Genomic DNA, 22,247 nt, shown 5'->3' on the forward strand with positions numbered 1-22,247 from the left:
TCAATTGCGCGGATTTGTACGGTTCTAGGGCCGTCCAGGCGCTGAAACCGCGCAATTGCGCGGTTGTCGACGCCGACCGGCGGCCCGGCCCATGCCCGGCCCAGGCCCGGCTCAGCCGGCCTGGGCGCGGCCCGGGAAGTGCAGCTCCCACCCCGGCCGAGGCAGCGGCAGCCGGAGCCCGCAGCGCGAGGCGGCCGCGCGGATCCGATCGATGGTCTGCGCCGGCGTGCCGTAGATGTCGTTCGCGGTGACATGGACGACGTGCCAGTCGAGTGCGTCCACGAGCTCGCTCCGACGCAGGTCCCGCCGCCAGGTCGGCGTGTCGACCCGGTGGTGCGTCCCGTCGTACTCCACGGCCAGCCGGTGGTGCCGGTAGGCGAGGTCGAACTCGACCAGCACGTCACCGTCGGCCGAGCGGATCTCGAGGTTGACCTCGGGCTCGGGCAGGCCGGCAAGGACGATCAGCAGCCGCAGACGTGTCTCCATGGCCGACCTGACCCGGTCGCGGACGAAGGTGGCGGCGTGGCGCGCGGCTGGCGACCAGTAGTCCGTGGTCCGCTCGAGTCCGGCGCGCAGGTCGGCGGCCGTGATGCCGAAGACGCGCAGCATGCTGTCCCCGGCCACCACGAGGTCGACCAGGTCCAGCATGGATGCCAGCTCGACGAACAGGCGCACGGGCTCGGACACGGGCAGGCCGCGCCAGACGCGCGTGCGCGTGGCCGGCGGCGCGACGTGGGGCTTGAGGCCGGGCTGCCAGCGGCGGTCCTCGGCGCGGAGGACGCTGACGTGGATTAGCGGGGACTCGGGCACCGCGACGCCGCACCAGGCGGCCGCCGTCCGGTGGCTCAGCCACGCTCCCTCTGGGTGGAGCGCCAGCGCGCCCTCCATCCGCTCACGCTCGGACGGGGCGACCTCGGCGCGGATGTAGACGCCGCGGAAGATCCGCCGGTAGCGGGAGGTCCGCAGCACCCGGTCGCTCACCCCGGCGCGCACCGCGTCGGCCCGGGTGAAGGGTCGTCGTTCGTCCATGACGTCGACCCTGCCTCGACGACGGCGACCGGTGCGGGTCTCTCCACAGGCGAGCGCCGTCCCTGTGGAGGAACGGCGCTACTTCCGCGCAATTGAACGGTTGTGACGCCTTCGGAGGAGCGACCCGCGACAATTCGGCGCAATTGAACGATCGTCGACCAGCCCCGAGCGGGCGACACCCCGCGAACGGCACACGGCCCGCCCGGAGGACCGGGCGGGCCGTGGCAGGTGGTGCGGGTGGTTCAGGCCGAGCGGGAGGTCACTCCTCGCCGGCGATGAAGGCCTCGACGCGGCGGCGGCCCTCCTCGTCGGGGAGCTGCACCGGCGGGGACTTCATGAGGTACGACGACGCGGAGATGATCGGGCCGCCGATGCCGCGGTCCTTGGCGATCTTCGCGGCGCGGATCGCGTCGATGATGATGCCGGCGGAGTTCGGGGAGTCCCAGACCTCGAGCTTGTACTCCAGGTTGAGCGGGACGTCGCCGAACGCGCGGCCCTCGAGGCGGACGTAGGCCCACTTGCGGTCGTCGAGCCAGGCGACGTAGTCCGAGGGACCGATGTGGACGTTCTTGTCGTGGACCTTGCCCGACAGCGAGCCGGTGAGGTTCGAGGTGACGGCCTGGGTCTTGGAGACCTTCTTGGACTCCAGGCGCTCGCGCTCGAGCATGTTCTTGAAGTCCATGTTGCCGCCGACGTTGAGCTGGTAGGTGCGGTCCAGCGTCACGCCGCGGTCCTCGAACAGCTTCGCCATCACGCGGTGGGTGATGGTGGCGCCGACCTGGGACTTGATGTCGTCACCGACGATCGGGACGCCGGCGTCCTCGAACTTCTTGGCCCACTCGGGGTCGGAGGCGATGAAGACGGGGAGCGCGTTCACGAAGGCCACGCCGGCGTCGATCGCGCACTGGGCGTAGAACTTGTCGGCCTCCTCGGAGCCCACCGGGAGGTAGGACACCATCACGTCGACCTCGGCGTCCTTGAGCGCCTGGACGACGTCGACCGGCTCGGCGCCGGACTCCTCGATCGTCTCGCGGTAGTACTTGCCGAGGCCGTCGAGCGTCGGGCCGCGCTGCACCTCGACGCCGAGCGTCGGGACGTCGCAGATCTTGATCGTGTTGTTCTCCGAGGCGTTGATCGCCTCGGACAGGTCCTTGCCGACCTTCTTGTCGTCGACGTCGAACGCCGCGACGAACTCCACGTCCTTGACGTGGTAGTCGCCGAACGCCACGTGCATCAGGCCGGGCACGGAGCCGGAGGGGTCCGCGTCTCGGTAGTACTCCACACCCTGCACGAGGGAGGTGGCGCAGTTGCCCACCCCCACGATCGCTACTCGAACCGAACCCATCGGGTCTTCCTTCCTGAACCTGTACGGAGTCTGTGTGCGCTGCGCTTGCTGGATCTGCTGCTGGTTCTGCTGCTAGGTCTGTGGTGCGGTGCTGCTGTCCGGGGGCGGGACCATCGGCTGGCCGGCGCTGAGCCCGCGCTCGGCGTTGATGAGGTCCGAGAGCCACCGGACCTCGCGCTCGACCGACTCCACCCCGTGCCGTTGGAGCTCGGCCGCGTAGCGGTCGACCTCCTTCTCGGTCATCCGCAGCTCGCGCTGGACGCGGTCGAGCCGCTCCTGGAGGCGGATGCGGCGGCCCTCGAGCACGCGCAGCCGGATCTCCATGTCGGTGCGACCGAAGAACGCGAACCGGATGTCGAAGTTGTCGTCCTCCCACGCGGCCGGGCCCACCTCGGACATGAGGCGCTCGAACTCGCGGGTCCCGGCCTCGGTGACCTGGTAGACGATCCGGGGCCGGCGGCTGGTGGTGACCGTGCTGCTGGTGGACTCCTCGATGAGGTTGCCGCGCAGCATCTTCTTCAGCGTCGGGTAGAGCGAGCCGTACGACAGGACCCGTCCCCACCCGAGCATGAGGTTCAGCCGCTTGCGCAGCTCGTAGCCGTGCATGGGTCCCTCGTGCAGCAGTCCGAGGACCGCCAGCTCGATGGTCTCCCCACGTCGTGACATGCGACGTATCGTAGCGATATATCCGTGGGTTGCGAACACCCGACCTATCGGACCTGCGCAGGGGTCTCCCGATGGCCCGGATGCGTACCCTGTCCTGCGGCGCGGCCCCGTCCGGCACGGTCCGCCCGGCCCGGTGCGAGGTCAGCGCCGAGCCGTCGTACGCCGACAGGAGAAGCACCAGCGTGAGAGAAGCGAAGCGTCGGGCCGCCGGCCCCGCGGTCAAGAAGGCGCCGAAGCCGGCGCGCACCCGCAAGCAGAAGGTCTGGCGGGTCGCCCGCTGGTTCCTCGCGCTCGGCCTCGTCGGCGCGCTGCTGCTGGGCGCGGCGTTCGTCGTGCTCTACCAGACGATCGACATCCCGGACCCGAACGAGGACTTCGAGACCCAGACGACGTTCGTCTACTTCGACGACGGCAAGACCGAGCTGGGTCGCTTCGCGACGCAGAACCGCGTGTCGATCGACCTCGACCAGATGCCGCAGGAGCTCAAGGACGCGGTGGTGGCCGCGGAGAACGACTCGTTCTGGACCGACAGCGGCATCGACCCCGTCGGCATCGTCCGCGCGGCGTTCAACAACGCCTCGGGCAACGACCGCCAGGGCGCGTCGACGATCACCCAGCAGTACGTCAAGGTCCTCTACCTCTCCCAGGAGCAGAGCTACCAGCGCAAGATCAAGGAAGCGATCCTCTCGCTCAAGGTCCAGCGCCAGCAGAGCAAGTCGCGGATCCTCGAGGGCTACCTCAACACCATCTACTTCGGTCGCGGCGCGTACGGCGTCGAGGCGGCCGCCCGCGCGTTCTTCGACCGCCCGGCCAAGAACCTCGACCTGCGGCAGAGCGCGGTGCTGGCCAGCGTGCTGAACAATCCCAGCCGGTTCGACCCGGCCAACGGCGAGGACGCACGGGAGGGCCTCCTCGGTCGCTACCAGTACACGCTGAACCGGATGGCCGACCTCGACATGATCACCGAGGACCAGGCGGAGAGGGCCAAGCGCCGGCTGCCGGCGTTCCCCGTCATCGAGGCGGGCAGCACCTACGGCGACCAGAAGGGCCACATGCTCACGATGGTCCGCAAGGAGCTCACCCGGCTCGGCTTCGACGAGGGGGAGATCGACGGCGGCGGCCTGCGGGTCACCACGACGTTCACCCCGAAGGCGATGGCCGCGGCCAAGCAGGCGGTCGTCGAGGAGCGCCCCGAGGGCTTCAAGGACAAGGAGCTGCACGTCGGCGTCGCCAGCGTCGAGCCCGGCACCGGCGCGGTCCGCGGGTTCTACGGCGGCCAGGACTACCTGCAGTCCCAGATCAACTGGGCCGTCTCCGGAGGCCAGGCCGGCTCGACGCTGAAGGCGTTCGCGCTGGCGGCGGCCATCAAGGACGGCTTCTCGCTCCGGGACACCTTCGACGGCAACTCCCCCTACGAGCTGCCGGGCGGCATCGAGGTCACCAACCAGGGCGACGCCAGCTACGGCTCGGCGATCAACATGGTCTACGCGACCCAGAAGTCCGCGAACTCCGCGTTCGTCGACATGACCATGGCCATGGACGACGGCCCGGAGAAGGTCGTGAAGATGATGGACGCCATGGGCATCCCGGCCGGCGACAACCGCAACGAAGCCGGCTTCCCCAGCACCTCCCCCGGCCTCGAGCCGGTCGCGACGGTGGCTCTCGGCAGCGCGACGGTCAGCCCGATCAACATGGCCAGCGGCTACGCGACGATCGCCAACGAGGGCGTGTACGCCGAGCCGTTCATCATCGAGAAGGTCGTCGACCGCGGCGGCGAGACCCGCTACGACCACGCCAAGGAGGGCTCCGAGCCGAAGCGGGTGCTCGACGCCGACATCGCCGCGGACGTCTCCTACGCCCTCCAGCAGAACGTCACCGGTGGTTCCGGCACGGCGGCCCTCGAGCTCGGCCGCCCGTCGGCGGGCAAGACCGGCACGGCCACGAACGGCCGCGACGAGGTCTCCTCGGCCTGGTACGCCGGCTACACCCCGCAGATGGCCACCGCCGTCATGTACGTCCGGGGCAAGGGCAACGAGCAGCTGATGGGCTGGCTGCCGGAGTACTTCGGCGGGTCCTACCCCGCGCGCACGTGGACCAACGCCATGCAGACGCTGATGGACGGGCTGCCGGTCGAGGAGTTCCCCGAGCCGGCCTACGTCGACGGCGACGCGCCCACCGACGGGCACGCGCCGTACGTCCCGCCGCCGCCGTCCCCGACCCGCAAGCCGCCGCCGAGCCAGCAGCCCAGCAGCGACATCGAGTCCGAGGAGCCGACGCCCACCCAGCAGCCGTCGCCGACCCAGGAGCCGACGCCCACGCAGCAGCCGTCGCCGACCTGCGACATCCTCGGCTGCGAGCCGTCGTCGACGTCGGGCCCGAGCACGCCGCCCCCGTCGCAGGAGCCGAGCGGCTCGGCCACGCCGGGCACCGGGCCCACGCGGACGGCCGGCGCCTCCCGGGCCGCCGCGCCACGCGGCCGGGACTGACCGGCCGGTGAGCCCGCGCCAGGGGCACGTCCACCCGACGCACGAGGACCCCGTCGCCCGCGCGCTGAGCGAGGGCGTCGGCGGTCCGATGGGCCGCCGGGGCGCCGGCCACCGGTGGTGGACGCCGGTGCGGGTCGTGCTGCTGGTGACGGCGGTCTGCTTCGCGCTCGGGATGGTGCAGAAGCAGAGCTGCTTCGAGGACACGTGGGGCGACGGGCAGCAGCGCTACTCCCACATGTGCTACTCCGACCTGCCCTACCTCTACACCGGGCGCGGGATGGCCGAGCGGGCGTGGCCCTACACCGACGACGAGCAGGTCCGCGACCGCTACGAGGTCATGGAGTACCCCGTCGGCATCTCCTACTGGGCCTGGGGCACCGCCTGGGTCGCCCAGGTCGCCGACCACCTCGGCGTCCCCGACCTCGCCGAACGCGCCGCGGCGCCCGCGGACTCGCTCTTCGGCCGGCCCGAGGTGCAGTCGGAGGTCCGGTGGTACGTCGTCGTCAACGCGGTCGGCCTCGGTGCCGTCGCGCTGCTGACCGCGTGGTTCCTCAGCCGCACGCACCGGCGACGCCCCTGGGACGCGATGATGTACGCCGCGTCCCCGGCGCTCGCGCTGACCGCGCTGGTGAACTGGGACCTGCTCGCCGTGGTGCTCGTCGCCGCCGCGACCTGGGCGTGGTCGCGCGACAGGCCGGTCCTGACCGGCGTGCTCATCGGGCTCGGCACCGCGACGAAGCTCTACCCGTTGTTCCTGCTCGGGGGAGTGCTCGTCGTCTGCCTGCGGGACAAGCGGGTGCGCGACTTCGCGACCGCGACCGCGGCCGCGGCCGTCGCCTGGGTGGTGGCCGACCTGCCGGCGTACCTCTCGGGACCGGAGCAGTGGCGGGTCTTCTGGTCGTTCAACTCCGAGCGCGGCGCCGACCTCGGCTCGATCTGGCTGGTCGTCCAGCAGGCGAGCGACACCGCGATCAGCGCGCACACGATCAACGTGGTCTCGTGGCTGTTCTTCGGCGCGTGGTGCCTGGGCGTGCTGGTGCTGGGGCTGCGCGCGCCGGAGACGCCGCGGCTGGCACAGCTTGCGTTCCTCGTGGTCGCCGGCTTCCTGCTGGTCAACAAGGTCTACTCGCCGCAGTACGTCCTGTGGCTGCTCCCGCTCGCCGTCCTCGCCCGGCCCCGCTGGCGCGACCAGCTGGTCTGGCAGGCCGGCGAGGTCCTCTACTTCGCCGCCGTGTGGTGGTACCTCGGTGAGTACCTCGCGCCCGCCGGCGGCGGCGACGCCGGGTTCTACTGGGTGGCGATCCTGCTGCGGATGGCCTGCGAGCTCTACCTCGTCGGCGTCGTCGTCCGCGACGTCCTGCGCCCCGGCCACGACCCGGTCCGCGAGGGCGGGTACGTCGCCCCGCCGCCGCGCCTCGCGGCAGCCGGCCGGGCTCGACCAGCGGGCGGCTAGTCGACCAGGACCCGGTCGAAGGCGGTGGCGGTGAACCGCACCCGCACGTCGACCTCGTCGCCGACCTCGGGCACCCGCGAGCCCGAGGGCAGGAACAGCATCGAGGCCTGCATGTGCGGCGGCTCGGCGAAGAGCCGCTGCTTGCCGTCGATGGAGAACGGCGAGCGGACGAAGCCGACCGCGTCGAGGCCGCCGCGGGCCAGGGTCGCGGCGCGTGCCTTCAGGCCGGAGTCGCCGGTGGGCGCCTCGAGGCCGATGCCGTGGGCGGTGCCGCCGCTGACGACGAGCAGGTGGCCGGACTTCGGCGCGGTGCGGCCGCGGTAGCCGAAGGAGTCGCCGCGCTCGACCGCGTGCACGTCGAGGACGGTCGCGGTCACGCGCAGCGCGCCGCGGTCGCCGAGCCACAGGGCGGTGCCGGTGCGCGGGCGGATGTCGTAGTCGGCGTACGACGCGCGGAGGGTCGCCAGCTCGGCGTCGGTGAGGTGGCTGACCCAGATCGTGCGGGTCTCCAGCTCGGCGGCGACGACGTCGTTGAGCAGCCGGTCGACCTCGCCGAGGTGGGAGCCCTGGGCGAGCGGCAGGTGCAGCGCGACGCCCTCGAGCCGGGCGCGCGGGTGCGCAGCGACGCTGCGGGCGGCCGCCCACAGCTCGCGGGCGGTGTGGCCGTGGCGCTGCATGCTGGTCATCCGCTCGAGCACGAACCGCGCGTCCGGCTGACGGGAGAGCAGGTCGTCGACGTCCTGCGGGCGGCTGACCGTGTGGACGACGCGGTCGGCGATCGCCGGGTCCAGCTCGAGGGCCGCGCCGAAGGGTCGCCACGGGGTGAGCACGAGCAGGCTGCCGTCGAAGCGGCTCGCGACGTGCGGCAGCTCGTCGTACGTCCCGACGGCCAGGGTGTCGACGCCGAGCCACTGGCTCTTGCGGGCGAGCCGGCCGAGGGTGAAGCCGTAGCCGTTGCCCTTGCACACCGGGACCAGCCCGGGCTGGGCGTCGGCGACCGAGCGCAGGTGGGCGCGCCACCGCTCGCCGTCGACGTGGAGGACGAGGCTCATGCGCGGGTGCCCATCAGCCGCGCCGCTTCATGTAGAGCTCGAAGGCCGTGTAGAGCGGCTTGCTGAGCGGGAGGTCCCACTCACCGACGTACTCGACGGCCTCGCCGCCGGTGCCGACCTTGAACTGGATGAGCCCGACGTGCGGGTCGTCGGGATCGAGGGTCTCGGTGATGCCGCGCAGGTCGTAGACGTCCGCGCCGGCGGCGAGCGCGGCGCGCATCATCGCCCACTGGACCGCGTTGGAGCCCCGCACGTCGCGCTTCTCGGTCGACGAGGCGCCGTAGGAGTACCACGCGTGCGCGCCGACGCGGATCGCGACGGTCGCGGCGACCAGGTCGCCCTCGTGGCGGGCGAGGTGGAGCGTGATCCGGTCGGGCTCCTCGGCGGCCAGCGCCTCGACCATGGTGCGGAAGTACGACAGCGGGCGCGGCGTGAACCGGTCGCGCTCGGCGGTGTGGACGTACAGGTCGTGGAAGGCCTTGAGCTCGGCGAGGACCCCCTCGGCGGTGCTGGTCGAGGTCACCTCGACGCCGGCCTTGGCGGCCTTCTTGATGTTGCGCCGCCACTGCTGGTTCATGCCGGCTAGGACGTCGTCCTCCGACCGGCCGGCGAGCGGCACCTGGAAGACGTGCTGCGGCTGCCCGGCCGCGAACCCGCCGGCGACCGCCTGCGAGCGCCAGCCCAGCTCGCGCAGCTGGGTGACCACGCGGGCGCCGGTGCCGTCGCGCTCGGTCGGCGCGAGCTCGCCGAGGCGGCGTACGTCGTCGCTCGCGATGCCCTCCTTGATCGTCGCCGCGTCCCAGCGGCGGGTCACGACGGGCGGGCCGATCCGGACGCCGAAGGCCCCACGGGCCTTGACGTGCGCGGCCAGCGGACGGAGCCAGGCGCCGAGGTCCTCGTCGGCCCAGTCGATGACCGGTCCCTCGGGCAGGTAGGCGAGGTAGCGCCGGACCTTCGGCAGCTGGCGGTAGAGCACCAGGGCTGCGCCGACGAGCTGCCCGTCGCGCTCCCACCCGATCGACTGGCGGCGCCACTCGGACTTCACCCGGCCCCAGGCGGGGGTCTGGAGGAACGACGCGGAGCGCTGCGCCCGCACGAAGGCGAGGTGCTCGGTCTCGGAGATCTCGCGGACGGTCAGCACGGGGCCGAGGCTACTTCGCACGGGACCGGGGCTCAGACCCGGTCGCGGAGCCAGGCGAAGTCGGCGAGGTGCTGCTCGGCGTCGCCCGGCGTCTCGCAGACCACCGGCGCGCCGGCGTCGCGGACGACGCCGGCGAGCAGGTCGGGGTCGATCTGGCCGGCGCCGAAGTTGGCGTGCCGGTCGGCGCCGGAGTCGAACGCGTCGCGGCTGTCGTTGCAGTGGACCAGGTCGATCCGGCCCGTGATGCGGCGTACGTCGTCAACGACCGTCTCCAGCGCGTTGCCGCCGGCGTGGGCGTGGCAGGTGTCGAGGCAGAACCCGACCTGGTCGAAGCCCTCCGCGGTGGAGATCGCATCCCACACCCGGCCGATCCGGTCGAGGTAGCGGGCCATCGCGTTGTCCCCGCCGGCGGTGTTCTCGATCAGCAGCGGGACCTTGATGTCGGTCGCCTCGACCGCCTTGCGCCAGTTGTCGAAGCCCTTCTCGGGGTCGTCGGCCTTGTTGACGTGGCCGCCGTGCACGATCAGCCCCTTGGCGCCGACCTCGGCCGCGCCGTCCATGTGCTGCTGGAGCAGCTTGCGGCTGGGGATGCGGATGCGGTTGTTCGTGGTGGCGACGTTGATGACGTACGGCGCGTGGACGTAGAGGTCGACGCCCGCGGCCTCGGCGGCCTCCTTCAGCGCGGCCGCGCCACCGGCGTACCGGACCTGGGGGCCCTTGTAGTCCTGCGGGTCCCCGAGGAAGAACTGCACGAGCGGCGCCTGCCGGGCCTGCGCCTCCGCGACGGGGTCGGTCTGGTCGACGTGGGCGCCGATCGGGAGGGTCGCGGAGGTGTCCTGGGCCATGCCCACCACCCTACGAGTGTCCACCGACAGCGATTTCGGGGCGGTCGGCGCGCGCTGCTACCTTGTCCTGTCCACTCGTGACCGCCCACCGACGGGCCGGGAGCGGTGGACACCCGCCGAGCGGCTCCGGCTGCCGGCGGGACGCAAGCCCTCCTGCCACGGAGAGACCGTGGCCGCCGAAGTCCACAGGAGGTGGAGAACGCTTTGCGTGCCTATGAAGTCATGGTCATCCTCGACCCCAGCCTCGACGAGCGCACCGTGCAGCCCTCGCTCGACCGCTACCTCAACGTCATCCGCAACGACGGCGGCTCGGTCGAGTCCGTCGACGTGTGGGGACGTCGTCGCCTCGCCTACGAGGTGAAGAAGAACGCCGAGGGCATCTACGCGGTGATCTCGATCAACGCCGAGCCGGCGACGGTCAAGGAGTTCGACCGTCAGCTCACGCTCAACGAGTCCATCCTGCGCACCAAGGTCATCCGCCCCGACGCTCGCTGAGCCCTCCCGGACCTGTTCCGGGGAGCCAGCCCGCGTCGTCCCTGTGGACGACCACTTCCCGCTGTCGGCGGCAGCCGCCACGATGAGCGGGACGCACACACGACTCTGACCAGCACGAAGCCAAGGAGACCCTCATGGCAGGCGAGACCGTCATCACGGTGGTCGGCAACCTCGTCGACGACCCGGAGCTGCGCTTCACCCCCTCGGGTGCGGCCGTGGCCAACTTCCGGATCGCGTCGACGCCGCGCACCTTCGACCGGCAGACCAACGAGTGGAAGGACGGCGACGCGCTGTTCCTCTCCTGCTCGGTCTGGCGGCAGGCCGCGGAGAACGTCGCCGAGTCCCTGCAGCGCGGCATGCGTGTCGTCGTGCAGGGCCGCCTGAAGTCCCGCCAGTACGAGACCCGTGAGGGCGAGAAGCGGACCGTCTTCGAGATCGAGGTCGAAGAGGTCGGTCCCTCGCTCAAGTACGCCACGGCCAAGGTCACCCGCGCCCAGCGCTCCGGTGGCGGCGGCGGTGGCGGGTTCTCCGGCGGCGGTGGCGGCGGTGCCGCTCCCTCCGGCGGGGACGACCCATGGGCCACCCCGGCGCCCCAGCAGGGCGGCGGCGGCCAGGGCGGGTACGGCGGCGGCGCACCCTCGGGTGGCGGCCAGGGCGGCGGTTACGGAGGCGGCGCGCCCTCGGGTGGCGGCGCTCCCGCGAACGACCCCTGGGGCGCCCCGGGCGTGGGCTCCGACGAGCCCCCGTTCTGACGCACCCCCGGCTCCGGGTCTCCTCGGCCCACCGGCTGGTCCAGCACCACCATCCACGCACATCCCTCAACCATTCCGCCCCTGCCCGCCCTCGTGGCGGCGCCGGGTCGGGCTTCTAGGAAGGAAGCACCACAATGGCCAAGGCAGTGATGCGCAAGCCCAAGAAGAAGGTTTGCCAGTTCTGCAAGGAGAAGGCGACCGGTGTCGACTACAAGGACACCACGCTCCTCCGCAAGTTCATCTCGGACCGCGGCAAGATCCGCGCCCGTCGGGTGACCGGCAACTGCGTCCAGCACCAGCGCGACGTGGCCACGGCCGTCAAGAACGCCCGTGAGGTCGCCCTGCTGCCCTACACCTCGACCGGTCGCTGAGAGGAGCGGGAACGATGAAGCTCATCCTGACCCAGGAGGTCACCGGTCTCGGTGGCCCCGGTGACGTCGTCGAGGTGAAGGACGGCTACGGCCGCAACTACCTCGTCCCCCGCGGTGTCGCGATCCGTTGGACGCGCGGCGCCGAGAAGACCGTCGAGTCGATCAAGGCCGCCCGCGCCACCCGCGCGGTCCGCGACCTCGGCCACGCCGAGGAGATCAAGACCAAGCTCGAGGCGAACAGCGTGGCCGTCAAGGTCCGCGCCGGTGCCGGCGGCCGCCTCTTCGGCGCCGTCACCACCGCCGAGATCGCCGAGGCCCTCACGGCCACCTCCGGCGAGCAGGTCGACAAGCGCACGATCGCGATCAAGAACCCGATCCGCGCGCTCGGCAACCACGAGGTCTCGGTCCGGCTGCACGACGAGGTGTCCGCCACGGTGGCCCTCAACGTCATCCCGGCCTGATCCTCCTCGCTGCCGCTCGCGGCAGCACCGCAGCACCGAACAGGGCCGCCCCTCCTCCGGGAGGGGCGGCCCTGTCGTCGTCCTGGGTGCAGGCAACGCGCCGTTCGTGGAGCTACCGCGTCGTCGGTGCGACTACCGCGCCGTCCGTGCAGCTACCGCGCCGTTCGAACGGCGCGGTAGCCGGCTGGACAGCGCGTTGCATGCGGATCGGCAGGCGTCACCCGGTGGTCAGTGCGCGAGGACGGCGTCGATGCGGACGGTCTCGCCGCGACCGATCTTCTTGGCGCGCACCTGGATGCGGCCGCTGACGAGCGGGTCGAACTGGTCGCGGACCTGGTAGACGTGGAACCGCTCGTAGCGAGGGCCCTTGAGGTCGACCGTGCGCCAGATGCTCTGGCCGATCTTGATCTCGACCTTGCCGAGCTTCGGCCCGCGCGGCGCGATGAGGCGCAGCTCGCGGACGTTCTTGCCCGGGGCGGTCACGACGGCGCCGACCGTGCTGGTCTGGAGGAAGTCGCCGGCGAAGTAGCCGCCCTGGCGGACGACCTTCCACGGGGACTTCTTCCCGGCCTTCCTGGTCGCCTTCAGGTTGCGCGGCACCGAGAACTTCAGGACCGCCGGCGTGGGGTCGACGTTGCCGGCGGCGTCGCGGGCGACCGCCTCGAACCGCTGGTCGCCCGGCGGCAGGTTCCGCAGGTCGGTGGTGCCGGTCGCGCACGGCACGGAGCGGCTGTTGAGGGTGCACGAGAAGTCGACCGGGCTGCGGTCCTGGCTGCCGCCCGCGCCGAGCACGACCTGCACGGTGCGGTCGGTGACCATCGGCCACTCGGGGTTCTCCTCGTCGACCAGCCCGTTGATCCGGGCCGAGCCCGCGGGGACGATCGTGTCGACCCGCGCCTGGACGGTGACCGGCGCGGAGACGTCCTCGACGTCGGTGCTGGCCGGGATGCACAGGCAGAGTCGGCTCGTCGCGTCGATCGCCGCGTCGGCGGTGTCGACCGCGCGGACGCGGAAGGTGTACGGCACGGCGTCGGTCTCGTCGAGGTCGGTGTAGGTCTGCTTCCAGACCTTCGCCGCCTCGTCGTAGGTCCCGCAGGCCGTCCAGCTCGTCGGCGCGCTGGTGGTGGCGTAGAACTGGCACTCGAAGCCGAGCGGGTCGGTGTCACCGTCGGTGAACCGGCCGGTGAAGGCGAAGGTCAGCTGCTTGCTGCTGACCCAGTTCTGCGCGGTCCTGGGAGTCGGGGTCACCGTGACGTTGGGGTCCATCACCGGCGGCACCTCGTCGTCGCAGCGCGTGCCGACCGGGAGCGGCAGCGGCAGGGGCGACTGGAACGCCTCGGTCAGGCAGCCGGGGTCGGCGGCCGCGGGCGCGGCGGCAGGTCCGGTGATGGTCACGAGCGACGCGAGCAGCGCGGCCGCCGGCAGGGCGACGAGTCCTCGCAGACGTCGGGTTCTGGGCATGGGGGCTCCCTCTCTCTGTCGTGCAGGACAACGCTCGGGGGGACCCGAGGCTATGGTCCAGACCGGTCCGGCGCAGGGCTTCGGCCGGATGAGGCGGCCGGCGGCGCCGACGCGGACCAGGGTCGTCCGGACAGCGTGAAGAGCTGCCAGACGACGAGCACGAGCGCGGCCACTGCAAGCACGGCCGCCGGCGTCGCGAGGACGTCCGCGCCGGCGCCCAGCACCAGCACCGGCAGCACGGCCACGACGACGACGAGGGTGACGGCGAACCGCAGCCGGCGAGCGGCCGGCAGGTCCTCCGCGGCGGTCGCGCGGGCAGCGAGCACGTGGCACAGCAGCCCGATGAACCCCAGCTGCGGCAGCGTGAGTGCCCAGGCCAGGGACGCGTCGACGTCCTCGAGCGCCTCGGCCGTCGCCGGCACCCACAGCGGCACCGCGACCGCGCCGGCCAGGGCGGCGAGCGCCACCAGCACGGGTCGCCGCTCGGTGTCCGGGGGGAGCCGGAGGACCCCCACCAGCACGAGCACCCAGCCCAGCGGGTCCGGCAACGCGTCGTACTCCCCGAAGCCGGCGGTGAGGCCGATGACGACCAGCCCCATCGCGACGGACTGGAGCGGCTTCACGGGGTCAGGCTACGGACGCCGGTCACCAGCCAGGCGTCGCCCCGCGCGCGGCGGAGCAGGACCGCCAACCGGGCGCCCATGAAGACCGCGGCGAACACGGCCCAGACGACGACCAGGCCGCCACCGAGGTACGCCGCCGCGAGCACGGCGGGGGCGTGCAGGACGAGCACGACGAGGCCGGCGCGGGCGAGGTACGGGCCGTCACCGGCGCCGATGAGCACGCCGTCGAGCACGAAGACGACACCGGCGACCGGTTGGCCCAGCGCGGCGACGACGAGGACGGGGACGAGCAGGTCCTGCACGGCGGCGTCGCCGGTGAAGAGGTGGCCGAGCACCGGGCTGGCCGCAGCGAGGAGGAGGCCGGTGACCACGCCGCTGACGATGCCCCAGCGGATCATCCTGTCGGTGACGGCGCGGGTGCCGGCCACGTCGCCCGCGCCCAGGTAGCGCCCGGTGATCGCCTGCGCGGCGATGGCGATCGCGTCGAGCACGAAGGCGAGGAAGGTCCACAGCGTCATCGCGAGCTGGTGCGTGGCCAGGTCGACCTCCTGGTCGCGGCCGGTCGCGCCGACGGTGACGGCGTACGTCGTCACCAGGAGCGCGGCGCGCAGGGTGAGGGTGCGCACGACGAGGGAGACGCCGGCCCGGCCGGCGGCACGGATGCCGCCCCAGTCCGGGCGCAGACCGGCACCGTTGGCCCGGGCGCCCCGGACGACGACGGCGAGCAGCGCGGCGGCGCTCGCGACCTGTGCGAGCACCGACCCCACCGCGGACCCGGCGAACCCCAGGCCGTCCCAGGCGCCGACCCCGAAGACCAGCACGACGTTGAGGACGATGTTGAGCGCGTTGCCCGCGACGGCGACCACCAGCGGGGTCCGGGTGTCCTGCAGGCCACGCAGCACGCCGGTCGTGGCGAGCATGACCAGCAGCGGCGTGGTCCCGAGGAAGGCGATGCGCAGGTACGTCGTCGCGTGCTCGGTCACCGCCGGGCTGGGGTCGAAGACCGCGACGAGCGGCTCGGTCAGCAGCACGCCGAGGACCGTGACGATCGCGCCGATGACCACGGCCAGCCAGACCCCGTCGATCCCCTGGGTCAGCGCGCCGCGGGTGTCGCCGGCGCCGACGTGGCGGGCGACCGCGGCGGTCGTGCCGTAGGCGAGGAAGACGCACAGCCCGACGGCGGTCTGCAGCACCACGCCGGCCACGCCGAGCCCGGCGAGCTCGGGGGTCCCGAGGTGGCCCACGACGGCGGCGTCGGAGAGCAGGAACAGCGGCTCGGCGACGAGGGCGAGGAACGCGGGCAGCGCGAGGCGGAGGATCTCGCGGTCCTGGGCCACGTCCTCGGGTCGGCGCACCTGGAGAGAGTAGTCCGGGTAAGAGGCAGACCCGCTTCTGGCCCCTACGCGACTAGCCCGGGCCGGGCGGTGGATAACTACCCGTCGCCTGTGGATACCACGGACCGTCGGTGCTTTGTCGACAATCCAACCGGAATCGCCCGGATGACCACCGGGTGAACCGGATCCGTGCGGAAATGATTTCGCTCCACATGCCGCCGGCCGCGTTTCTGCAGGTCAGCGGGGTTTCGCGCGCGTGAACGGGCCAGTCCTCCACAGGTCGCTCCCCATGCTGTGCACAGCGCGTCGCGTGTCGTCCACGGGTTGTCCCCGGTTATCCCCAGGCCCTGTGGACAGGGTGCTGTCGCTGGGGTAGTCGCGGCACGTACCGTCCGGGAGTCGCGGACCGATGTCGGTGGGCCTCCCTAGCGTTCGAGGAGCCGGCCGGCCCGACGGGGCGCCGGCACCGCAGGACCGGTCACGAGCGCACAGGAGGGGCACGAGTGAGCATCGCCGAGTCGGACACGCGGGGCGTCCCGGAGCCGCCGTTCGAGGAGTGGGGCGACGGCCCGGCTCCGTACGCTCCCGGCGAGCGACCCTCGACGCCCGGCGACCGCACGCCGCCGCAGGACATGGCGGCCGAGCAGTCGGTGCTCGGCGCGATGCTCATCTCCAAGGACGCGATCGCCGACGTCTCCGAGGTCCTGCGCGGGGCCGACTTCTACCGGCCCTCGCACGAGACCATCCACGAGGCGATCATCGACCTCTTCGGTCGCGGCGAGCCGGTGGACATGGTCACGGTCGCGGCGGAGCTGCAGCGCCGCGGCGAGCTACAGCGCATCGGCGGGGCGCCGTACCTCCACACGCTCTCGGCGAACGTGCCGATCGCGGCCAACGCGGCGTACTACGCCGAGATCGTCCGGGAGAAGGCGATCCTGCGCCGGCTGGTCGACGCGGGGACCAAGATCGTGCAGATCGGCTACGCCGGCGAGGGGCACGTCGACGACGTGGTCGACCGGGCGCAGGCGGAGATCTACCAGATCACCGATCGCCGCTCGAGCGAGGACTACGCGCCGCTGTCGGACATCATGGACGGCGTCCTCGACGAGATCGAGGCGATCGGCAACCGCGAGGCGGGCCTGTACGGCGTGCCGACCGGCTTCGCCGACCTCGACGACCTCACCAACGGTCTGCACTCCGGCCAGATGATCATCGTCGCGGCGCGTCCTGCGATGGGCAAGTCGACCCTCGCACTCGACTTCTGCCGGGCGGCGTCGATCCACAACAACCTCACCAGCGTGTTCTTCAGCCTGGAGATGACGCGCTCCGAGATCACGATGCGCCTGCTGTCGGCCGAGGCGAAGGTGCCGCTCAACCACATCCGCAACGGGCAGATGAACGACGAGGACTGGTCCAAGCTCGCCCGCAAGATGGGCGAGGTCTCCTCGGCGCCGATCTTCATCGACGACAGCCCGAACATGACGATGATGGAGATCCGGGCGAAGGCGCGCCGGCTCAAGCAGCGCCACGACCTGAAGCTGATGGTCATCGACTACCTCCAGCTGATGACGTCGGGCCGCAAGGTCGAGTCGCGCCAGCTCGAGGTCTCGGAGTTCTCCCGCCAGATCAAGCTCCTCGCCAAGGAGCTGGAGATCCCGATCATCGCGCTCTCCCAGCTCAACCGTGGTCCCGAGCAACGCGGCGACAAGCGCCCGATGATGAGCGACCTGCGCGAGTCCGGCTCGATCGAGCAGGACGCCGACATGGTGGTGCTGCTCCACCGCGACGACGTCTACGAGAAGGAGTCGACCCGCCCCGGCGAGGCCGACCTGATCGTCGCCAAGCACCGCAACGGCCCCACTCGCGACATCACCGTCGCGTTCCAGGGCCACTACTCGCGCTTCGTCGACATGGCGCACTGACCGGCCCGGGCCGACGACCAGACAGGGTCAGTGCGGTACGCGGATTCGGGCGCCCAGCGCTGCGCCCGTACGACGAGGCGCTGGCCGCCAGGCTCCTCGAGGACGCTCGGGCCGGCCTGGTCCGGGCCGACGTCGACGCGGAGGGCGTGGTCAGCCTGCTCCTCGGCGCCTGGCTCGGCGAGCTCGTGCGCCGCGGCCGCGTCGGCGACGACTGGCTCGACCGCAGCCTCGACCTGCTCTGGCCGCTGCTCGATCCCGATCGCGCGTAGCGCCCGGCGCCTGTGCATAGGGCGCACTACCCTGCGGGCCATGCGCCGCGGACCCGCCACCTCCCTCCCCGCCCTGCTGCTCGCGCTCGCGCTGCCGCTGGCCGCGTGCTCGGACGCAGGTGACGATCCCGACGCGGCGGCCAGCCCGACCAGCGGCCCGTCCGAGGGCACGGCGAGCGGGAGCCCGGGCGACGACGCGGTCGCCCCGCCGACGCCGACCACCACCAGCTTCGAGGACCTCGTCGCGAGCCTCCCGCAGTGCGCCGAGGTCTGGGTGGCCGACCAGGCGCTGCCCGCGGACTACGCCGGGTGCAAGCTGCCCGGCGGCGGCATCGACCCCGGCGTCGTGCTGCAGTGCGTCGACGGCGCCGGCCTGGCGGCGTACCGCGACCGCTTCTGGGCCCGTCTCGGCGACCCCGTCGAGGACTCCGGGGGCGGCGGCACCGGTCAGGACCCCGAGTACGCCACCGAGGTCGGCGCCTGCCAGGGCGAGTGACCCGGGGGACCGGCCCACCTGTCCCCAACGTCACATACCGACGGTCTGTCGCGTACCGACCTGTTGAACTACGTTCAACAGCATGCGCCAGCGCCTCCGCACCACGTTCGCCGGGATCGCCGGACTCACGCTCGTGGGCGCCATGATCGCCGGCCCCGCCGGCGCCGCTGAGCCCACCAGCCGGGCAGCCACGGCCCCGACGAAGACGGCCCCGGCGAAGGCTGCGACGGTCAAGGCCCCGCCGGTGAGGAAGGTCGTCCACCGTCCGATCGCGTTCGAGGTCAGCAACACCAACGAGACGTCCGCGCTGTGCCTGGCCGACAACCGCCCGTACGTCCTGCGGGGGCGGCTGGTCGGCCCGCGCTCGACGATGAGCGGCTCCCCGGGCCGGCTGCGCGTCAACGTGCTGGTGCACGACGCCGGCACCGGCGCGTGGTTCTGGAACCTCCGGCAGGCGCCGGCCTTCGACTACGCCTCCCAGCTGGCGCGCCGCGGTGAGACGTCGTTGGTGCTCGACCGGCTCGGCTACGACCGCAGCCCGCTCGCCAACGGCCACGCCACCTGCCTCGGCGCCCAGGCCACGATGCTGCACCAGGTCGTGCAGCACCTCTACTCGGGCAACTACCGCTTCATCGACCGGGCGAACGAGGACGACCAGCCGCCGCACGCGACCCACGTCGTCGTCCACGGCCACGGGACCGGCGCGACCGTCGCCCAGCTCGAGGCGGCGGAGTTCGCCGACGTCGCCGGCCTGGTGCTGATGTCGGCGCCGACGGCCACGCCGACCGGCCAGGCGCTCCGCGCCGTCACCGACCAGCTCGGCCGCTGCGTCGGCGGCGACGGCTACTCGGCGTACGGCGCGACGCCCGCGGAGTTCCGCTCGCTGCTCTTCGCCAGCGCGCCCGCGAAGGTACGCCGCCTGGCGACCGCCCGGCGCAACCCGACCCCGTGCGGCGACGTGTCGAGCCTGCTGACGGCCGTCGGGTCGGCCGTCCTGGGCGCCGGGAGCGTCGACGTGCCCGTCCTGGTGCTGTCCGGCGGGCGCGACGCCCGCGTCCGGCGGCTGGACCAGGCGGGCGCGGAGAAGATGTTCAGCAGCAGCGCCCGGGTCTGGGCCCGGACCTTCGCCAAGGCCGGGAGCGCGCTGCCGCTCGAGGCCGGCGCGGCGGGCGTGCGGGAGACGGTGCTGCGGTTCCTGGCGGGCGTGCGTCCCACCCTCTGAGCCGGTCGGGCCGGCCTCAGCCTGAGCCTCGGTCCCGGTCTCAGTCCTGCCGGCGACGCCTGAGCAGCCCGCCGCCGTACAGCGCCCACGCCACCAGCACCGGCTGGAAGAGCAGCCGGACGAACCGCTTGGTGTCGGTGTCGAGCCCGAAGGCGTCGGTGCCCTCGACGTACTGCGCGATGTTGCCCGGGAAGATGACGACGTAGAACGCCGCGAGCAACGCGCCGACGAGCCGCTTGCGGCGCGGCAGGGCGACGAACGCGGCGCCGAGCCCGATCTCCACGACGCCGGAGCCGAGCACGACCAGGTCGTCGTCGAGCGGGAACCAGCCCGGCACCTGCGCCTGGAACTCCTCGCGCTGCGTGGTCAGGTGCAGCACCCCCGCACCCACCATGATCGAGCCGAGGGCGACGCGGGCGGCGGTGCGGGCGAGCGGCATGCAGCGAGCCTACTGAGCAGCTACCGGGCCGCTACCGGGCCGCTGCTGGGCTGATGACGGGCCGCTACTGGCGCAGCAGCGGCGCGAAGACCGGGGCTGCCCAGCCGCCGCCGGAGTGCCGCGGGGGAGCCGGCAGCTCGCGACCGCCGTACGCCGCGCCGCCGCGCGCGCCGTCGTACCGCAACCAGGTGCGCGCCGGTCCCTGCCCGCGCCCGGGCTTCGTCCAGTCGCAGACGCCGTCGGGGAACGCGCGCTGCAGGCGGGCCCACTGGGTGCTGGTGAACGGCACGAGGAGGAAGTCGTCGTCGGCGCGGCGCAGCGGGCGCAGCCGACAGGCGAGGCTGTCGTTCGCGCTCGGGCCGCCGGCCTCCTGCCGCGGCGTGGAGAGCCGGGTCTGGAGGACGTCGAGCTCGCGGGTCGTGCAGATCGGGTCGAGGCCGGTGAGCAGGCAGCGGTCCGTGACGTCGGCGGGCCGGCCCGCGACGACCTTGGCCGCCAGCCGGCGCGAGGACCGGTCGCGCTCGACGCGGGCCAGCCAGCGGTCCATGGCGAGCAGCGCCTCGGTCGCCCAGGTGAGGTCGCCGATGAGCGGCACGGCGCCGAACCACATCACCCGGTTGTCGGTGTGGCCCTGGTCGGCGAGCAGCCGTTCCTCGGTCCACCAGGCGTGGCTGTAGTCGTGGGCGATGGCGGGGTCCGGGCCGCCGTGGTTGATCATCGCGACCTCGTCGAGGTGGTTGGCCTCGTTGACCAGGCCGGTGCGGTAGGCGCGGCGGATCGAGGCGGGGTCGCCGACCGTGCGGGCGTCGGTGCGGACCGAGTCGACGTCGAGCCCGCCGACGGCGGCGTTGAGGTCGACGAACTGCGCGGGCGTGATCGCGCCGGCGCGGAGCGCCGCCAGCCCGTACTGCACGCCGGCGTTGGCGAACGGGATGCCGGCGAAGCCGCGGTCCACCGCCTTCTCCTGCGGCCCCCAGGCCGCGCGCGGCCGCCGGCCGAGGAGGTTGACCATCAGGTCGAGCACCGAGCAGCGCACCCCGCCGGGGTTGGTCTCGGAGTCGTAACGGGTGCGGGGGTCGCCGGCGACGGGCGTGCGCGTGCCGGGGCAGTCGTGCTCCGGGTCGAGCGCGGACGTGAACAGCCCCTCGTCGGCCACGATCGCGTTGAGGTGGGACAGGTGCCCCTCGACCTGGGCCACCTGCGTCGGCAGCCACAGGACGCCGGGCGCCCACCGGGTCGGGTCCTCGAAGTACTGCCGCATCAAGTGGTAGTCGGCGAACTGCGCCCCAGCGGTCAGCACGTCGGGGTAGGAGCAGGTGGTGACCAGGCCCTGGTAGATCCCGGGGTAGGCGTTGGCGACGGTGTGCTGGGAGATCGAGCCGCCCGAGCAGCCGGTGCCGATCGTGTAGCGGATCTCGCCGTACCGCTCGACGAGCCGCTCCTTGGCCATCATCAGCGACTCGGCGTTCATCGCGACGTTGCAGTTGTGCCCGGTGTTCGCCAGTGCCGTGGACATCACGGCGAAGCCGCGGCCGAGCGCCGTGATGTAGGACTGCTCGATGCCGGGCAGCGCCGGGATGGTGCCGGCGTAGTCCTCGAGCGGCGGGTCGGCGGGCGTGTACGACGCGCCGCACCCGCCGCCGCCGGTGACGAGCACCTTGCGGTTCCACTGGCGCTGCGGCGCCCACGCCTGCCACGGCCGGCCGGGCCGGAAGAGCGTGAGGATCGTGTAGCGGTCGCGGTCCTGGTAGCCGTCCTCGCGGCGCACGACGAACGGCACCTCCACGCCCTGGTCGGTGGTGGTGGTCGCGACGTCGGCCGGCGGGTCGGCCGGGTCGTAGGGCCGCAGGCCGGGCAGCAGCGGGTTGGCCGAGCGGTAGAGGTAGGTGTAGCGGATCGGCTCCTCGCAGCGGCGGTTCCGCGCGGTCTCCTGGCACTGGTAGTGCCGCTCCCGCGGACCGGTGAACACCGGCCCGCCCGCCGGGTGGTTGGTGACGACGGTCGAGCCGGCCCGCCCCGGGGCGGCGGCCCGGATGGTGGTGCGCCCGGTGCGCAGGCCGGTGACGAGGCCGACGTACCGCCCGTCGCGGCGCACGGCGAACCGGCGGGTCACGTCCCGGCTCCCGGCGCGGACGCGGACGTCGCGGGCGCGCACGCCCCTCGGCAGCCGGACCTCGACGAGCACGTCGCCGCCGGAGACCAGGTCGGCGCGGTTCGACAGCACCTCGACCACGAGCGGTCCGGCCGGCGCGGGCGGCGGGACCGCGTCGGCGGCCGGCCGCGGGACGAGCGCGAGCAGCGGGAGCACCAGGGAGACCAGGGCGAGCACGAGCAGGCGGGACCGCATGCGACGTCCAACGAGGTCCGGTGAGCGACGTCACGGCA

The 22,247-nt window shown here is 72.6% G+C and carries 21 protein-coding genes; 10 read left to right on the forward strand and 11 right to left on the reverse strand.

All coding sequences use genetic code 11. The features are described from left to right. Nucleotides 1-111 precede the first annotated feature (111 nt). The 3 genes from G6553_RS04670 to G6553_RS04680 form a co-directional block, all read right to left on the reverse strand. Nucleotides 112-1,029, reverse strand: a complete 918-nt coding sequence (locus G6553_RS04670) for a hypothetical protein (protein WP_166189595.1) — start codon at nt 1,027-1,029, stop codon at nt 112-114. A 259-nt stretch (nt 1,030-1,288) separates the two neighbouring features. Further along, nucleotides 1,289-2,374, reverse strand: a complete 1,086-nt coding sequence (locus G6553_RS04675; protein WP_166189596.1) for an inositol-3-phosphate synthase — start codon at nt 2,372-2,374, stop codon at nt 1,289-1,291. A gap of 72 nt (nt 2,375-2,446) precedes the next feature. Continuing rightward, nucleotides 2,447-3,040, reverse strand: a complete 594-nt coding sequence (locus tag G6553_RS04680; RefSeq protein WP_166189598.1) for a PadR family transcriptional regulator — start codon at nt 3,038-3,040, stop codon at nt 2,447-2,449. A 71-nt stretch (nt 3,041-3,111) separates the two neighbouring features. Between G6553_RS04680 and G6553_RS04685 the strand changes: the two genes are divergently transcribed. After that, complete coding sequence (locus tag G6553_RS04685; RefSeq protein WP_242679988.1) at nt 3,112-5,526, forward strand: transglycosylase domain-containing protein; 2,415 nt, start codon at nt 3,112-3,114, stop codon at nt 5,524-5,526. A gap of 7 nt (nt 5,527-5,533) precedes the next feature. Further along, nucleotides 5,534-6,979: a glycosyltransferase 87 family protein gene (locus G6553_RS04690; RefSeq protein WP_347565494.1), complete on the forward strand. Its 1,446-nt coding sequence runs from the start codon at nt 5,534-5,536 to the stop codon at nt 6,977-6,979. Here the strand turns inward: G6553_RS04690 and G6553_RS04695 are convergent. The 3 genes from G6553_RS04695 to G6553_RS04705 are packed head-to-tail and all read right to left on the reverse strand — an operon-like array spanning nt 6,976 to nt 10,017. Continuing rightward, entirely contained in the window at nt 6,976-8,031 is a 1,056-nt protein-coding gene (locus tag G6553_RS04695; protein ID WP_166189600.1) for an alanine racemase, read from the reverse strand. The genes G6553_RS04690 and G6553_RS04695 overlap by 4 nt on opposite strands. A gap of 13 nt (nt 8,032-8,044) precedes the next feature. Further along, complete coding sequence (locus G6553_RS04700) at nt 8,045-9,172, reverse strand: peptidoglycan bridge formation glycyltransferase FemA/FemB family protein (RefSeq protein WP_347565495.1); 1,128 nt, start codon at nt 9,170-9,172, stop codon at nt 8,045-8,047. A gap of 32 nt (nt 9,173-9,204) precedes the next feature. Further along, nucleotides 9,205-10,017, reverse strand: a complete 813-nt coding sequence (locus G6553_RS04705; protein ID WP_166189601.1) for a deoxyribonuclease IV — start codon at nt 10,015-10,017, stop codon at nt 9,205-9,207. Between the two features lie 204 nt (nt 10,018-10,221). On the opposite strand from G6553_RS04705, the gene rpsF reads away from it, so the two are divergent. The 4 genes from rpsF to rplI all read left to right on the forward strand — a co-directional run bounded on the left by rpsF (nt 10,222) and on the right by rplI (nt 12,096). Continuing rightward, nucleotides 10,222-10,512, forward strand: a complete 291-nt coding sequence (gene rpsF, locus G6553_RS04710) for a 30S ribosomal protein S6 (RefSeq protein WP_166189603.1) — start codon at nt 10,222-10,224, stop codon at nt 10,510-10,512. Between the two features lie 134 nt (nt 10,513-10,646). Beyond that, complete coding sequence (locus G6553_RS04715) at nt 10,647-11,264, forward strand: single-stranded DNA-binding protein (protein ID WP_166189605.1); 618 nt, start codon at nt 10,647-10,649, stop codon at nt 11,262-11,264. Nucleotides 11,265-11,398: 134 nt separating this feature from the next. Next, nucleotides 11,399-11,635: a 30S ribosomal protein S18 gene (rpsR, locus tag G6553_RS04720; protein WP_154612378.1), complete on the forward strand. Its 237-nt coding sequence runs from the start codon at nt 11,399-11,401 to the stop codon at nt 11,633-11,635. A gap of 14 nt (nt 11,636-11,649) precedes the next feature. Beyond that, on the forward strand, nt 11,650-12,096 hold the full coding sequence (gene rplI, locus G6553_RS04725) for a 50S ribosomal protein L9 (protein WP_166189607.1): 447 nt from the start codon (nt 11,650-11,652) through the stop codon (nt 12,094-12,096). Between the two features lie 228 nt (nt 12,097-12,324). Here rplI and G6553_RS04730 read toward each other — a convergent pair whose 3' ends face one another. Genes G6553_RS04730 through G6553_RS04740 form a run of 3 tightly spaced genes read right to left on the reverse strand, consistent with a single transcriptional unit; the run spans nt 12,325 to nt 15,535 of the window. Beyond that, nucleotides 12,325-13,557, reverse strand: coding sequence for a hypothetical protein (locus tag G6553_RS04730; RefSeq protein ID WP_166189609.1), 1,233 nt, complete (start codon nt 13,555-13,557; stop codon nt 12,325-12,327). Between the two features lie 50 nt (nt 13,558-13,607). Next, complete coding sequence (locus G6553_RS04735; RefSeq protein ID WP_166189611.1) at nt 13,608-14,180, reverse strand: hypothetical protein; 573 nt, start codon at nt 14,178-14,180, stop codon at nt 13,608-13,610. Then, nucleotides 14,177-15,535, reverse strand: a complete 1,359-nt coding sequence (locus G6553_RS04740; protein ID WP_166189613.1) for an MATE family efflux transporter — start codon at nt 15,533-15,535, stop codon at nt 14,177-14,179. The genes G6553_RS04735 and G6553_RS04740 overlap by 4 nt, the downstream gene beginning before the upstream one ends. Before the next feature lie 482 nt (nt 15,536-16,017). On the opposite strand from G6553_RS04740, the gene dnaB reads away from it, so the two are divergent. The 4 genes from dnaB to G6553_RS04755 all read left to right on the forward strand — a co-directional run bounded on the left by dnaB (nt 16,018) and on the right by G6553_RS04755 (nt 19,423). Next, nucleotides 16,018-17,436 carry a replicative DNA helicase gene (gene dnaB, locus G6553_RS04745; RefSeq protein WP_166189615.1) on the forward strand — a complete coding sequence of 473 codons (1,419 nt, stop codon included), beginning with the start codon at nt 16,018-16,020 and terminating at the stop codon, nt 17,434-17,436. A gap of 146 nt (nt 17,437-17,582) precedes the next feature. Continuing rightward, nucleotides 17,583-17,705: a hypothetical protein gene (locus G6553_RS21585; protein ID WP_278249493.1), complete on the forward strand. Its 123-nt coding sequence runs from the start codon at nt 17,583-17,585 to the stop codon at nt 17,703-17,705. 40 nt (nt 17,706-17,745) lie between these two features. Beyond that, on the forward strand, nt 17,746-18,201 hold the full coding sequence (locus G6553_RS04750; protein ID WP_166189617.1) for a hypothetical protein: 456 nt from the start codon (nt 17,746-17,748) through the stop codon (nt 18,199-18,201). An 82-nt stretch (nt 18,202-18,283) separates the two neighbouring features. Continuing rightward, nucleotides 18,284-19,423: an alpha/beta hydrolase gene (locus tag G6553_RS04755; RefSeq protein WP_166189619.1), complete on the forward strand. Its 1,140-nt coding sequence runs from the start codon at nt 18,284-18,286 to the stop codon at nt 19,421-19,423. A gap of 40 nt (nt 19,424-19,463) precedes the next feature. On the opposite strand, the gene G6553_RS04760 is transcribed toward G6553_RS04755, so the two are convergent. Then, on the reverse strand, nt 19,464-19,862 hold the full coding sequence (locus tag G6553_RS04760; RefSeq protein WP_166189621.1) for a hypothetical protein: 399 nt from the start codon (nt 19,860-19,862) through the stop codon (nt 19,464-19,466). A 64-nt stretch (nt 19,863-19,926) separates the two neighbouring features. Further along, entirely contained in the window at nt 19,927-22,209 is a 2,283-nt protein-coding gene (locus tag G6553_RS04765; RefSeq protein ID WP_207619356.1) for a DUF6351 family protein, read from the reverse strand. Nucleotides 22,210-22,247: the final 38 nt, after the last annotated feature.

The sequence above is a fragment of the Nocardioides sp. IC4_145 genome, assembly GCF_011250565.1.
In the GTDB taxonomy this organism is placed as follows: domain Bacteria; phylum Actinomycetota; class Actinomycetes; order Propionibacteriales; family Nocardioidaceae; genus Nocardioides.

Bases quoted from the DNA above. Each gene is read 5' to 3' on its own strand.
- G6553_RS04670 (WP_166189595.1), bottom strand. From the start codon at position 1,029: ATGGACGAACGACGACCCTTCACCCGGGCCGACGCGGTGCGCGCCGGG.
- G6553_RS04675 (WP_166189596.1), bottom strand. From the start codon at position 2,374: ATGGGTTCGGTTCGAGTAGCGATCGTGGGGGTGGGCAACTGCGCCACC.
- G6553_RS04680 (WP_166189598.1), bottom strand. From the start codon at position 3,040: ATGTCACGACGTGGGGAGACCATCGAGCTGGCGGTCCTCGGACTGCTG.
- G6553_RS04685 (WP_242679988.1), top strand. From the start codon at position 3,112: ATGGCCCGGATGCGTACCCTGTCCTGCGGCGCGGCCCCGTCCGGCACG.
- G6553_RS04695 (WP_166189600.1), bottom strand. From the start codon at position 8,031: ATGAGCCTCGTCCTCCACGTCGACGGCGAGCGGTGGCGCGCCCACCTG.
- G6553_RS04705 (WP_166189601.1), bottom strand. From the start codon at position 10,017: ATGGCCCAGGACACCTCCGCGACCCTCCCGATCGGCGCCCACGTCGAC.
- G6553_RS04715 (WP_166189605.1), top strand. From the start codon at position 10,647: ATGGCAGGCGAGACCGTCATCACGGTGGTCGGCAACCTCGTCGACGAC.
- rpsR (WP_154612378.1), top strand. From the start codon at position 11,399: ATGGCCAAGGCAGTGATGCGCAAGCCCAAGAAGAAGGTTTGCCAGTTC.
- rplI (WP_166189607.1), top strand. From the start codon at position 11,650: ATGAAGCTCATCCTGACCCAGGAGGTCACCGGTCTCGGTGGCCCCGGT.
- G6553_RS04730 (WP_166189609.1), bottom strand. From the start codon at position 13,557: ATGCCCAGAACCCGACGTCTGCGAGGACTCGTCGCCCTGCCGGCGGCC.
- G6553_RS04750 (WP_166189617.1), top strand. From the start codon at position 17,746: ATGCGCCGCGGACCCGCCACCTCCCTCCCCGCCCTGCTGCTCGCGCTC.
- G6553_RS04755 (WP_166189619.1), top strand. From the start codon at position 18,284: ATGCGCCAGCGCCTCCGCACCACGTTCGCCGGGATCGCCGGACTCACG.
- G6553_RS04760 (WP_166189621.1), bottom strand. From the start codon at position 19,862: ATGCCGCTCGCCCGCACCGCCGCCCGCGTCGCCCTCGGCTCGATCATG.
- G6553_RS04765 (WP_207619356.1), bottom strand. From the start codon at position 22,209: ATGCGGTCCCGCCTGCTCGTGCTCGCCCTGGTCTCCCTGGTGCTCCCG.